Source organism: Vibrio sp. AH4 (genome assembly GCF_030710545.1).
In the GTDB taxonomy this organism is placed as follows: Bacteria; Pseudomonadota; Gammaproteobacteria; order Enterobacterales; family Vibrionaceae; genus Vibrio; species Vibrio metoecus.
On record NZ_JALAIV010000001.1, the window covers coordinates 1,576,786 to 1,589,625 of the forward strand.

The 12,840-nt window shown below is 47.8% G+C and carries 11 protein-coding genes; 8 read left to right on the forward strand and 3 right to left on the reverse strand.

What is annotated here, in order from left to right:
• Positions 1-35 precede the first annotated feature (35 nt).
• Positions 36-1,184 carry a Na/Pi symporter gene (locus tag MKA69_RS07465; protein WP_055029670.1) on the reverse strand — a complete coding sequence of 383 codons (1,149 nt, stop codon included), beginning with the start codon at positions 1,182-1,184 and terminating at the stop codon, positions 36-38.
• A 392-nt stretch (positions 1,185-1,576) separates the two neighbouring features.
• Here MKA69_RS07465 and nhaR point away from each other — a divergent pair, with 392 nt between their 5' ends.
• Together nhaR and MKA69_RS07475 are read left to right on the forward strand one after the other, a co-directional pair.
• Positions 1,577-2,467, forward strand: a complete 891-nt coding sequence (nhaR, locus tag MKA69_RS07470) for a transcriptional activator NhaR (protein ID WP_032470143.1) — start codon at positions 1,577-1,579, stop codon at positions 2,465-2,467.
• A gap of 218 nt (positions 2,468-2,685) precedes the next feature.
• Positions 2,686-2,985: a metalloregulator ArsR/SmtB family transcription factor gene (locus tag MKA69_RS07475; protein ID WP_055028254.1), complete on the forward strand. Its 300-nt coding sequence runs from the start codon at positions 2,686-2,688 to the stop codon at positions 2,983-2,985.
• A gap of 69 nt (positions 2,986-3,054) precedes the next feature.
• Here the strand turns inward: MKA69_RS07475 and rpsT are convergent, their stop codons facing one another.
• On the reverse strand, positions 3,055-3,315 hold the full coding sequence (gene rpsT, locus MKA69_RS07480) for a 30S ribosomal protein S20 (protein ID WP_000002742.1): 261 nt from the start codon (positions 3,313-3,315) through the stop codon (positions 3,055-3,057).
• 257 nt (positions 3,316-3,572) lie between these two features.
• Between rpsT and murJ the strand changes: the two genes are divergently transcribed.
• From murJ to ispH, 6 genes are all read left to right on the forward strand, one after another.
• The gene (gene murJ / locus MKA69_RS07485; RefSeq protein WP_305847769.1) at positions 3,573-5,135 is read left to right on the forward strand and encodes a murein biosynthesis integral membrane protein MurJ; all 1,563 of its coding nucleotides are present in this window, start codon (positions 3,573-3,575) and stop codon (positions 5,133-5,135) included.
• Between the two features lie 68 nt (positions 5,136-5,203).
• Positions 5,204-6,172 carry a bifunctional riboflavin kinase/FAD synthetase gene (gene ribF / locus MKA69_RS07490; RefSeq protein WP_000420412.1) on the forward strand — a complete coding sequence of 323 codons (969 nt, stop codon included), beginning with the start codon at positions 5,204-5,206 and terminating at the stop codon, positions 6,170-6,172.
• Positions 6,173-6,202: 30 nt separating this feature from the next.
• Positions 6,203-9,052 (forward strand): isoleucine--tRNA ligase, encoded by a 2,850-nt coding sequence (gene ileS, locus MKA69_RS07495; protein WP_305847770.1) that lies wholly within the window; start codon positions 6,203-6,205, stop codon positions 9,050-9,052.
• 14 nt (positions 9,053-9,066) lie between these two features.
• Positions 9,067-9,582, forward strand: a complete 516-nt coding sequence (lspA, locus tag MKA69_RS07500; protein ID WP_032470141.1) for a signal peptidase II — start codon at positions 9,067-9,069, stop codon at positions 9,580-9,582.
• A gap of 174 nt (positions 9,583-9,756) precedes the next feature.
• On the forward strand, positions 9,757-10,191 hold the full coding sequence (gene fkpB / locus MKA69_RS07505) for an FKBP-type peptidyl-prolyl cis-trans isomerase (protein ID WP_001068084.1): 435 nt from the start codon (positions 9,757-9,759) through the stop codon (positions 10,189-10,191).
• 34 nt (positions 10,192-10,225) lie between these two features.
• Positions 10,226-11,188: a 4-hydroxy-3-methylbut-2-enyl diphosphate reductase gene (gene ispH, locus MKA69_RS07510; RefSeq protein WP_305847771.1), complete on the forward strand. Its 963-nt coding sequence runs from the start codon at positions 10,226-10,228 to the stop codon at positions 11,186-11,188.
• A gap of 125 nt (positions 11,189-11,313) precedes the next feature.
• Here the strand turns inward: ispH and MKA69_RS07515 are convergent, their stop codons facing one another.
• Positions 11,314-12,798: a carbon starvation protein A gene (locus MKA69_RS07515; RefSeq protein WP_055029665.1), complete on the reverse strand. Its 1,485-nt coding sequence runs from the start codon at positions 12,796-12,798 to the stop codon at positions 11,314-11,316.
• Positions 12,799-12,840 lie beyond the last annotated feature (42 nt).

The window sequence follows — 12,840 nt, forward strand, 5'->3', positions numbered from 1 at the left end:
CGATGGAGCTTTTTTTATTCAGTTACGAAGGGGTGTTACGCCGTGAGGGCTAGGATGCTACCCGGGATCACTACAAACACGCCGAGGAGGTAACCGACAACGACCATCTTGCTTTTACAAGCCCAAGTTGAAATTAACTCTGCTCCTTTCACTGGCAATTCACGTAAGAAAGGAATGCCATAGATGAACACGGTCGCCATGATATTGAAAGTTAAGTGAACCAGCGCGATTTGCAGCGCAAACACGGCAAACTCACCAGAGACTGCGGTTGCTGCCAGTAGCGCGGTAATACAAGTACCAATATTGGCACCAAGCGTGAATGGGTAAATTTCACGAACCTTCAGTACACCTGAACCTACGAGAGGTACCATAAGGCTGGTTGTTGTAGAAGAAGACTGCACAAGAACCGTCACTACGGTACCAGAGGCAATCCCGTGGAGTGGGCCGCGGCCGATCGCGTTTTGCAAAATCTCACGTGCACGACCAACCATTAGGCTTTTCATCAGCTTACCCATTAAGGTAATGGCAACGAAAATGGTCGCAATACCCAATACGATGAGCGCAACACCACCGAACGTATCGCCCAATACAGAAAGTTGTGCTTCAAGGCTACTGATCACTGGCTTTGTGATAGGTTTGATGAAATCAAAGCCTTTCATGCTCATATCGCCAGTCGCAAGCAGAGGAGAAACTAACCAGTGGGAGACTTTCTCTAAAATGCCAAACATCATTTCCAAAGGAAGGAAGATCAGTACCGCGAGCAGATTGAAGAAGTCATGAATCGTGGCACTGGCAAAAGCGCGACGAAACTCTTCTTTACAACGCATGTGGCCAAGGCTGACGAGGGTGTTGGTTACTGTCGTACCAATATTGGCACCCATGACCATCGGGATGGCCGTTTCAACAGGCAAACCACCTGCGACTAAACCTACAATGATCGAAGTAACAGTGCTTGAAGATTGGATCAATGCGGTTGCCACCAAACCAATCATCAGACCGGCAACAGGGTGAGACGCAAATTCAAATAGGACTTTGGCTTGGTCGCCGGTTGCCCATTTAAAACCGCTGCCGACCATCGCGACAGCAAGAAGTAGTAAATACAGCATGAAAGCCAAGTTTGCCCAACGTAGGCCTTTCGTCGTCAGCGAAATCGGCGCTGTTGGGGAAGTTGCTTGGTTTATCATCATTTTCTCCGTGGACCGTTTTTTAAAGGTTCGGTCGGTTGTTGAATTCGAGGCAATCGTAGAGAGGAAATATTTCACTAATATGACATTTAGATGTAACTGGTGAGTTATTGCGCAGTCTTACTGCTAGCGAAAAGATTTAATGATAGAAGTAACTTTATCTCACTGTTTTTAAAGGATTCGCAAGGAGGGTTGGATATGGCACTTGGTTGTAACAAAGTGTAAATAAGAGGGGCGTGTGCGAAATAACGCTCGCCATTTATGACAACTGTTTTGTTTAAACTATGAAAAATTCAACCTAAGATGGCGATTGCTTCGGTTTGAACGAACTTATTGTTGTTAAAGATCGCATCTGCTATAAGAAAGCATCGGTTTTCAGCGCAGAACAATCCATGTCTCATCTTAATTACAACCACCTCTATTACTTTTGGATGGTGTGCAAACAAGGCTCTGTCACTAAAGCGGCCGATGCCCTATTTTTAACGCCACAAACCGTGACAGGTCAGATTAAAGCTTTGGAAGATCGGCTTGATGGCAAGCTCACCAAACGAAATGGCCGTAGCATTGAACCGACCGAGTTAGGTCAGCTGGTCTTTAAGTACGCTGATCGCATGTTTGGTTTGAGTTATGAGATGCTCGATATTGTGAATTACAGCCAGCGCTCAAACCTGCTTTTTGATGTTGGCGTTGCGGATGCTCTTTCTAAAAGGTTAGTCAGTAAAATTCTGCTGACTTCCGTGCCGGGTGATAACCGGATTCATCTGCGCTGTTTTGAATCGACCCATGAAATGTTGCTAGAACAGTTGGCGCAGCACAAATTGGATATGATCTTGTCTGATTGCCCCGTCGATTCTAGCCAAAGTCCTGGCCTCTTTAGTAAAAAGCTGGGGGAGAGCCGAATGAGCTTCTTTAGTTTTGGAGAGGTTGACTTTGCTCCTTTCCCAGCCGTTTTAGAGAGCAAAAAGCTACTCGTGCCAGGCAGTCGGACAGCAATGGGGCGCAAAGTGAGGCAGTGGTTTGATCGCCAAGGTCTACAGCCACACATTCTCGGTGAGTTTGATGACTCAGCCTTAATGAAAGCATTTGCCATTTATCACAGTGATGCCGTGTTCATGGCTCCTTCTTTTTATGTCTCAGAAGTGGATGCTGAATCATCACTGAAACTCATCGGACATGTAGATGAGATTAAAGAAGAGTATTATGTCATCTTCGCTGAACGCATGATTCAGCATCCTGCGGTAAAAAATGTTTGTGATGCAGATTTTACCAACTTGTTTTTATAAATAATTATCACTGTTAAGCCACAGATTACTACCCAATGATAAATGAAAACAATAAACTAGCGTTGTTGATTAGTTTTTTATCATTATCAGCGAGTTTTCTCCGCTTTCACTATTTTGGCACATGACTCTTACTTAACCGATCCTCGTGATCGGTGATTAGAACGACAGAGAAGAGTGAGAGAAGTGCTGAAATATTAATGCCGTATTAGGGGGCACCAATGAATCTCCAAGAGATGGAAAAAAATTCTGCCAAAGCAGTGGTATTGCTCAAAGCCATGGCGAATGAGCGTCGGCTACAGATTTTGTGTATGCTACTGGACAATGAACTGTCGGTAGGGGAGCTCAGTAGCCGCTTGGAACTTAGCCAATCTGCTCTGTCTCAACATTTAGCGTGGCTACGTCGTGATGGTTTAGTTAACACTCGTAAAGAAGCGCAAACCGTTTTTTATACGCTGAGCAGTACAGAAGTAAAAGCCATGATTGAGCTTTTGCATCGTCTTTATTGCCAAAACTCATGAGAGTTGGCGAAAAAAAGAGATAAAAAAACCGGCATAAGCCGGTTTTTTGTTGCTGATGATCTGACTCTATTACAGAGCGTTGATCGCAGCAAAGAAGCGAGACTTGTGACGAGCTGCTTTATTCTTGTGAATAAGGCCTTTAGTCGCCATGCGGTCTAGGATTGGTGTAACTACAGCGAATGCAGCAGTTGCAGCTTCTTTGTCGCCAGCAGCGATTGCAGCAACAGTTTTCTTCATGTAAGTGCGCATCATAGAACGACGGCTAGCGTTGTGCTGGCGACGTTTCTCAGCTTGGATAGCGCGCTTCTTAGCAGATTTGTTATTTGCCAAGGGTCTAACTCCCAAAAACTTAGTTCGGTGACATTTTAAGGGCGGGAAATATCCCCGATTTGCTCTTTAATGTCAAATGATTTGTGCAAAAACCCAACTGAACCAAACAAACTTGGTATCGAAGAGCCTTCGCGGTTAAGATGGCGGGGATTCTATCAGCATTTTTTTACCAATGCTAATACTTATCTGATCTCACTATGACATTCTTATTCTTTCGAATCAGATAATGTGGTTTTGACTCTTTATTCGAGGTTACCGTGAGTAAACGCTTACTCAAGTCTGGCATCATTGTAAGTGCTATGACTTTGATTTCTCGTGTTTTAGGTTTAGTGCGCGATGTGGTTGTGGCCAATTTGATGGGCGCAGGCGCAAGTGCTGACGTATTCTTTTTTGCCAACCGAATTCCCAATTTTTTACGCCGATTATTCGCGGAAGGGGCATTTTCCCAAGCTTTTGTCCCTGTATTAACGGAATATCATGCCTCCGGCGATATCAACAAGACCCGAGAATTGATCGCTAGAGCGTCAGGTACTCTTGGTGTTTTGGTTACTCTCGTCACCTTAGTTGGGGTACTGGGATCTGGCGCTGTGACCGCATTATTTGGCGCGGGTTGGTTTCTCGATTGGCTTAATGGTGGTCCGGGGGCTGAAAAATTCGAGCTAGCCAGTCTGCTGCTGAAAATTACTTTTCCCTATTTGTGGTTTATTACCTTTGTTGCTCTTTCTGGAGCTATTTTAAACACCTTAGGTAAGTTTGCCGTCTCCTCTTTCACGCCTGTTTTCTTGAACGTGATGATGATCCTCTGTGCTTGGTACCTCTCACCAAATCTAGCTCAGCCAGAGGTTGGTCTAGCGATTGGTGTATTTTTAGGTGGTTTAGTTCAGTTTCTATTTCAACTGCCATTTTTGATCAAGGCTGGAGTGCTAGTTAGGCCCAAATGGGGCTGGAAAGATCCTGGTGTGGTGAAAATTCGCACACTGATGATTCCTGCACTGTTTGGAGTATCAGTTAGCCAGATCAACCTGTTGTTTGACTCGTTTGTCGCCAGTTTTCTGCAAACCGGTTCGATCAGTTGGCTCTATTATTCGGATCGTCTGCTAGAGTTTCCCCTCGGCTTATTTGGAATTGCCATCGCGACGGTGATTTTGCCTGCCTTATCGCGTAAACACGTAGATGCGCACAGTGATGGGTTTGCCCACACCATGGACTGGGGGATTCGGATGGTGACGTTTCTCGGTATTCCAGCCATGCTTGGCCTGATGGTACTGGCGAAACCGATGTTGATGGTGCTGTTTATGCGCGGTGAATTTACCCCTAGTGATGTAGAGCAAGCTTCTTACTCGCTATTGGCTTACTCTTCCGGTCTGCTCAGTTTTATGCTGATCAAAGTGTTAGCTCCGGGTTATTACTCTCGTCAAGATACCAAAACCCCAGTGCGTTATGGGATTGTCGCGATGCTCAGTAACATCGTACTCAACGCGATCTTTGCGTGGTTTTATGGTTATGTCGGCTTGGCGGTGGCGACCTCGATGTCCGCTTTCCTGAATATGGCACTGCTTTATCGTGGTTTGCACTTACAAGGCGTCTATCACTTAACTCGCAAAACCGTCTGGTTTGTTGCGCGGCTGATGATTGCTGGCGCTGTAATGACTGGGGCTCTCTTGTGGCAACTAGACAACATGGCGGCATGGTTGAGTTGGGGGATCAGCCAGCGTGCACTTATGCTGACAGCTTTGATTGGTCTTGGTGTCGCATCTTATCTGGCTATTTTGTTGTTATTGGGTGTTCGCCTCAAAGATCTAAAAGCGGCGACAGAGTAGCGAGCTTTAGGTATAATCCGCCAGTTTCGCACTATGAGAATGAAAATATAGGTTTTAAGCATCTCCCGATGGAATTAATACGCGGTATTCATAACATTCAATCTCGCCATCAGGGCTGTGTATTGACGATTGGCAACTTTGATGGTGTTCATCTTGGCCATCAACAAGTGCTCAGTCAGGTGGTGCAGCGTGCCCAGCAGATGGGGTTGCCTTCGGTGGTGATGACGTTTGAACCTCAGCCTTTAGAGCTATTTGCTAAACAACAAGCGCCCGCTCGCTTGACGCGTCTGCGTGATAAGTTTGTCCAACTGAGCAAACTGGGTGTGGATCGATTGCTGTGTGTGAATTTCAATCACCACTTTGCCCAATTGGATCCGCACACGTTTATTCGTGACTTGTTGGTGGCTCGTTTGGGTGTTAAGTTTCTGGTGGTGGGTGACGATTTCTGTTTTGGCAAAGAACGCAAAGGTAACTTTGCTCTATTGCAGCAAGCGGGGCAGGCTCTCGGCTTTGAGGTGGTCAGTACCCAAAGTTTCTGTTTACAGCAGCTAAGAGTGAGTAGCACCGCGATACGTGAAGCGTTAGCGGCTGACCAATTGAGCAGTGCCGCGACGATGTTGGGTCGTCATTACAGCATCAGTGGTCGTGTATCGCATGGCCAAAAACTGGGGCGAACCATAGGTTTTCCTACCGCGAATATTCCACTGAAGCGTTGTGTATCCCCCGTTTCTGGTGTGTATGTCGTTGAAGCGTATGGTTTAGGACAAACACCGTTTGGCGGCGTTGCCAATATCGGTAATCGACCGACGGTCGATGGGGTTCGCCAACAGCTAGAAGTGCACTTTTTTGATTTTCAGGGCAACCTGTACGGTAAACAACTGGAAGTCGCGCTCTTGCACAAACTACGTGATGAGCGCAAATTCGCCTCTTTTGAGGCATTAAAGCAACAAATTGAATTGGATGCTGAAGCAGCAAGGGTGTGGCTGCGTCAGCTTAAGAATTGTTCGGTTGATTCCACCAAACAACAACATGTCTAACTTCGCCCAATATAACGGAATTAAGAATCGATGAGTGAGTATAAAGATACCCTGAACCTTCCTGAAACAGGGTTTCCAATGCGCGGCGATCTGGCCAAACGCGAGCCAGAAATGCTGCAACGTTGGTACAAAGAAGATCTGTACGGTGCAATCCGTCAGGCTAAAAAAGGCAAAAAATCTTTCGTATTGCACGATGGCCCTCCTTACGCCAACGGTGATATTCATATTGGCCACGCTCTGAACAAGATTCTTAAAGACGTCATTATTAAATCGAAAACCCTTTCAGGTTTTGATGCGCCTTATGTACCGGGTTGGGATTGCCACGGTCTGCCGATCGAATTGATGGTAGAGAAAAAAGTGGGTAAGCCAGGGCAAAAAGTGACCGCTGCTGAGTTCCGTGAAAAATGTCGCGAATACGCGGCCGGACAGGTTGAAGGTCAAAAGGAGAGCTTCAAACGTCTTGGCATCATGGGTGAGTGGGATAAGCCTTACCGCACCATGGATTTTGTCACGGAAGCTAACATCATCCGTGCTCTAGGAAAAATTGCTGATAACGGCCACTTGCTGAAAGGCTTTAAACCGGTTCACTGGTGTACTGACTGTGGTTCAGCGTTGGCTGAAGCAGAAGTGGAGTACAAAAACAAAGTTTCTCCTTCAATTGACGTTCGCTTTAAAGCGGCTGATGAAGCCGCCGTGCTGGCTAAGTTTGGTTTGGTTGCTGGCCATGAAGGCAAAGGCGATGTGTCGATTGTGATCTGGACAACCACGCCTTGGACTCTGCCGGCTAACCGCGCGGTATGTCTACGTGAAGATCTAGAATACGTGCTGATCCAAGTAGAAGGTGAGCAACCAGAGCGTATTATCGTGGCTGCTGAACTGGCGAAATCGGTGATGGATCGTGCGGGTATTGAGCATTTCCATAACCTTGGCTTTGCGAAAGGCGAAGACCTTGAACTGGTTCAGTTCCAACATCCATTCTACGCCTTTACCGTGCCAGCTATTTTGGGCGATCACGTGACGACCGATTCAGGTACGGGTGTGGTACATACTGCACCGGGTCACGGTCAAGAAGACTTTGCAGTAGGCCAAAAATACGGTCTAGAAGTCGCAAACCCAGTAGGTTCAAACGGTGTGTATCTCTCTGATACTGAGCTATTTGCGGGTCAACATGTATTTAAAGCCAACGATTCAGTGTTGGAAGTTCTAAAAGAAAAAGGCGCGCTGTTGCATCATCACGCGTATGAGCACAGCTACCCACACTGCTGGCGTCATAAAACGCCGATCATCTTCCGTGCGACACCACAATGGTTCGTCTCTATGGAACAAGCGGGTCTGCGTGAACAAGCTCTGACGGCAATCAAAGGCGTACATTGGATGCCAGATTGGGGTCAAAGCCGTATCGAAGGTATGGTGGCTGGTCGCCCAGAGTGGTGTATCTCTCGTCAACGTACTTGGGGTGTGCCAATTGCGCTGTTCGTGCACAAAGAAACTGCCGAACTGCATCCAAACAGCGCTGAACTGATTGAAAAAGTGGCGCAACTGGTAGAGCAAAAAGGCATTCAAGCATGGTGGGATCTTGATTCTGCTGAGCTGCTTGGCGCAGAAGACGCGGCCAACTATGAGAAAGTTCTGGATACGCTAGATGTATGGTTTGACTCAGGTGTGACTCACTCTGCGGTGGTGGATGCCCGTAGCGAATTCAACGGCGCGGAAGCGGACATGTACCTAGAAGGTTCTGATCAACACCGTGGCTGGTTCCAATCATCCCTGATCTCTTCTGTAGCGATGAAAGGCAAAGCGCCTTACAAAGAAGTATTGACCCACGGTTTCGTGGTTGATGGCCAAGGCCGTAAGATGTCGAAATCGATCGGTAACGTAGTTTCGCCACAAGATGTGACCAACAAGCTGGGTGCTGACATTCTGCGTCTGTGGGTTGCTTCAACCGATTACACTGGCGAAGTGGCGGTTTCAGATGAGATCCTCAAGCGTTCTGCAGATGCGTACCGTCGTATTCGTAACACCGCACGCTTCTTCCTTGCGAACCTGAACGGTTTCAACCCAACCACAGACATCATTCCTGTTGAAGAAATGGTAGCGTTGGATCGTTGGGCAGTCGGTCGCGCACTGGCCGCGCAGCAAGAAATCATCCAAGCGTATCAGGATTACAACCTGCACGCGGTGGTACAACGTTTGATGAACTTCTGTTCAATCGAGATGGGTTCATTCTATCTGGATGTGATCAAAGACCGCCAATACACAGCGAAACGTGGTGGCCATGCACAGCGTAGCTGTCAAACCGCACTGTTCTTCATCGTTGAAGCTTTGGTTCGTTGGATGGCGCCGATCATGTCATTCACCGCTGACGAAATTTGGAACGCAATGCCAGCGCAGAAAGCGGACGGCAGCGCGCGTGATAAATTCGTGTTTACCACCGAATGGTTTGATGGCCTGTTTGGCCTAGCAGAAGGTGAAGAGCTGAACAATGCGTTCTGGAATGATATTCAGAAAGTGCGTGGCTCAGTCAACAAACTGCTAGAAAACGCCCGTAACGAAAAACTGATCGGTGGTTCGTTGCAAGCAGAATTAGTCCTGTTTGCGGATGATGCACTGGCGAGCAAGCTAGCGAAACTGGGCGATGAGCTGCGTTTTGTACTGCTGACTTCAAAAGCTGTGGTGAAACCACTGGCTGAGAAAGGTGAGTCTGCGCACGCCACTGACATTGATGGCTTGTTTGTTCAAGTCAACAAAACCGAAGCTGAGAAGTGCGATCGCTGTTGGCACCACACCCCTGATGTAGGCACGATTGCGGGTCACACCACCATTTGTGGTCGCTGCGTGTCTAACGTTGAGGGTGAAGGCGAAGTACGCAAGTTTGCGTAACTTAGGCTGATATGATGGCAAACTCATCTCTGACTCTCAAACAATCCGGAGTGCGCTGGCTGTGGCTGGCGCTTCTGGTGTTCGTTACCGATATTGCGATTAAGCTAGTGGTGATGAATAACATGGGCTATGGCTGGGCAAACCGTATTGAGGTTCTGCCTTTCTTTAACCTGCTGTATGTGCATAACTACGGTGCTGCGTTTAGCTTTTTGAGTGATCAAGAAGGGTGGCAGCGCTGGTTGTTTACTGGCATTGCCTTCCTCGTGACGGGGATGCTTGCGTATTGGATGCGCCGTCTGCCAGCGAGCGATAAATGGAACAATATTGCTTATGCGCTGATCATCGGCGGTGCTGTAGGCAATGTGTTTGATCGTATCGTGCATGGTTTTGTGGTCGATTATCTCGATTTTTATTGGGGAACCTACCACTGGCCAGCATTCAATTTGGCCGATAGCGCGATCTGTATTGGTGCAGCGATGATTATTCTCGATGGTTTTCGCACCAAGAAAAGCTTGCCAAGCCAGCCTTAAATCTCGGCTTTATAGGTTAAAGCTAAGACTGTGAGGCAAATAACCCTAAGCGCCGTCCGTTGATTCGGAGGGCGCTTTTTACTATAAAGGCTGAACTTTGGAACCGGCCCTTTCCGCTATATTGGTGCGGTGTTGATCAGAGAGTTCGTCAAACGATAACAAGGTAGTGATAACGTGAACCCAATTGCTTCAAATTCAGCAGTCACACTGCATTTTACGATTAAGCTCAAAGATGGCTCGATTGCCGACAGCACATACAATCAGGGAAAGCCAGCTAAGCTGGTGATGGGTGATGGCAGCCTGAGCCCCAATTTTGAGCAATGCTTACTCGGTATGCTGCCGGGTGATAAAAAATCGGTGGAGTTAGCCGCGCAAGATGCGTTTGGTGCGCCAAACCCAGACCATATTCATTATATGGATCGCAGCAAATTTCTCGGCGGTGATCTGGAATTAGAGGTAGGCACCATCATGGCGTTTAGTGGCCCTGAGGGAATGGAAATTCCGGGCATCATTACTGACATTGCCGGCGATTCTGTCACGGTCGACTTTAACCATCCTCTCGCGGGTCAAGACATCACCTTTGATGTTGAGATCTTGTCTGTTGAGTGACTTTCCTTACAATAGCCAACCATAACGACTAGCAATGAGCAAACCAATGAAAATACTGTTAGCTAACCCTCGCGGCTTCTGTGCGGGTGTGGATCGCGCCATCAGCATTGTTGAACGCGCGCTTGAACTTTATCAGCCGCCGATTTATGTCCGTCATGAAGTAGTGCATAACCGCTTTGTGGTTGAGGGGTTAAAGCAACGCGGTGCACGTTTTGTTGAGGAACTGAATGAAGTTCCAGACAATAACATCGTGATTTTCTCGGCTCATGGTGTCTCTCAAGCGGTTCGCCAAGAAGCGAAAGAGCGTTCACTGACGGTATTTGATGCAACTTGTCCACTGGTGACCAAAGTGCATATGGAAGTGGCGCGTGCTAGCCGTAAACATATGGAAGTGGTGTTAATTGGTCATGCGGGTCACCCTGAAGTGGAAGGCACGATGGGGCAATACGCCAGCGACACGGGTGGTATGTATCTGGTCGAAAAACCGGAAGATGTGGTTAAGCTACAAAGCAAAGTGAAGGATCCGAGTCATCTGCACTACGTGAGCCAAACCACGCTGTCGGTGGATGAAACCGCCGATGTGATTGATGAGCTGCGCCGCGTATTTCCGAAGATTCAAGGACCACGCAAAGACGACATTTGTTATGCCACCCAAAACCGCCAAGATGCGGTGCGTATTTTGGCGCAGCAAGTGGATGTGATGGTGGTGGTGGGCTCGAAAAACTCATCGAACTCGACGCGCCTGAAAGAACTGGCTGAAAAACTGGGTACGCCGGGGTATCTGACCGATTGTCCGCAAGATATCCATCCTGAATGGTTCGAGAATGCTCGTTTAGTGGGCGTAACCGCAGGGGCTTCTGCACCGGAAGAGTTGGTGAACCAAATTCTGGATCGCATCAAAGAATTGGGCGCAACCTCGGTAGAAGAGGTGCTTGGCCGTGAAGAGAACATGTTCTTTGAAGTGCCTAAAGAGCTGCAAATTAAGCAAGTCGACTAATCATTTCGCCATCCATCTTGTTAATCCAAGATTGATGTTTTTTTTTCAAATGTTCTCAGAACAAAAAATGGCTCCCAATCTGGGAGCCATTTTCGTTTATCAATCACGTGATTGAAGATTCGATATTAAGCAGTTTTCGTTACGCCTTCCGGTTTTTCTTCATCCGCAAGGTCAGTTTCCCCTTTGCCTTTAGACACTTTAGCCACATAAGCCAGAGCACCTAGTGACGCAAGCACGCCCGCAATGGTTGAAATCTGCATCGGTAAGCCAAAACCTAACGTGCTGCTGTTAAGGATGAAGCTGATACACACGGTAGTCATAAACAGCGCAGGTACCGTACAGATCCAGTGCAGTTTGTTATGGCGCATCAGGTAAGCGGTAGCTGTCCACAGCATCATGACTGCGGTCGCTTGGTTCGCAAAACCGAAGTAGCGCCAGATGATACCGAAATCGACTTGAGTCAGCACTGCACCGATAACGAACAGAGGTACTGCCATCAGTAGGCGGTTACGCAGTGTTTTCTGCTCCATGTTGAAGTATTCAGCCAAGATTAGACGGCTTGAACGGAACGCGGTATCACCCGAAGTGATAGGCAGGATCACCACGCCAAGGAAAGCAATCACACCACCAAACACACCCAGCAGGCCGAAAGAAGCACCGTAAACCACGTTGCCTGGGCCACCGTTTTTCACCGCTTCAGACAGCGCTTCCAGTGAGCCGAAGAAAGACAGAGCAATAGTACACCAGATAAGAGCAATGATACCTTCGCCAATCATCGCGCCGTAAAACACGAAGCGACCGTTCTTCTCATTTTCCATACAACGTGCCATCAGTGGAGACTGAGTGGCGTGGAAGCCAGAGATAGCACCACAAGCGATGGTGATGAACAGCGCTGGCCACAGTGGCATGTCATTCGGGTTGAGGTTTTTCACCATATCGCTGATTTCAAATCCGCCTAGCACTTGGTGCTCAGAAGAGAACGCAATCGCCGTCATCAAACCAACCGACATGAAAATCAGTAGCGCACCAAACAGAGGGTAGAAACGGCCGATGATTTTATCAACAGGAACGATAGTCGCCAGAATATAGTAAGCGAATATGATCACGACCATGGTGGTCATGCTCACTGTAAAATCCGTTTGTTGGTTAATCAGGTTAGTGATCATGCCAGCAGGGGCTGAAACGAACACCACACCAACCAGAAGCAGCAACACAATGGCAAAAATGTTCATAAAGTGTTTTGCGCCATTGCCTAAGTAACGACCCGTGATGGATGGAACCGAAGCACCACCGTTGCGGATAGAAAGCATACCTGAGAAGTAGTCGTGCACTGCACCCGCGAAGATACAGCCCACCACGATCCACAGCATGGCCGCTGGGCCATACAGCGCACCCATGATTGGACCAAAGATAGGGCCAACACCGGCGATGTTCAGCAGTTGTACGAGATACACTTTTGGGGTGGACATCGGTACATAGTCGACGCCGTCAGTTTTTGTATGGGCAGGGGTTTGACGCTTTTCGTTGATGCCAAATACTTTCTCTACGAAAGCTCCGTAAATAAAGTAACCGCCAACGAGGGCTACGACACAGGTAATAAACCACAACATAGCGTTTGTCCTTTTGTTAATGAATTAAGCTCACTGTGGATA

Coding starts and splice junctions, on each gene's coding strand:
- MKA69_RS07465 (WP_055029670.1), bottom strand. CDS start 1,184: ATGATAAACCAAGCAACTTCCCCAACAGCGCCGATTTCGCTGACGACG.
- nhaR (WP_032470143.1), top strand. CDS start 1,577: ATGTCTCATCTTAATTACAACCACCTCTATTACTTTTGGATGGTGTGC.
- MKA69_RS07475 (WP_055028254.1), top strand. CDS start 2,686: ATGAATCTCCAAGAGATGGAAAAAAATTCTGCCAAAGCAGTGGTATTG.
- ribF (WP_000420412.1), top strand. CDS start 5,204: ATGGAATTAATACGCGGTATTCATAACATTCAATCTCGCCATCAGGGC.
- ileS (WP_305847770.1), top strand. CDS start 6,203: ATGAGTGAGTATAAAGATACCCTGAACCTTCCTGAAACAGGGTTTCCA.
- lspA (WP_032470141.1), top strand. CDS start 9,067: ATGGCAAACTCATCTCTGACTCTCAAACAATCCGGAGTGCGCTGGCTG.
- ispH (WP_305847771.1), top strand. CDS start 10,226: ATGAGCAAACCAATGAAAATACTGTTAGCTAACCCTCGCGGCTTCTGT.
- MKA69_RS07515 (WP_055029665.1), bottom strand. CDS start 12,798: ATGTTGTGGTTTATTACCTGTGTCGTAGCCCTCGTTGGCGGTTACTTT.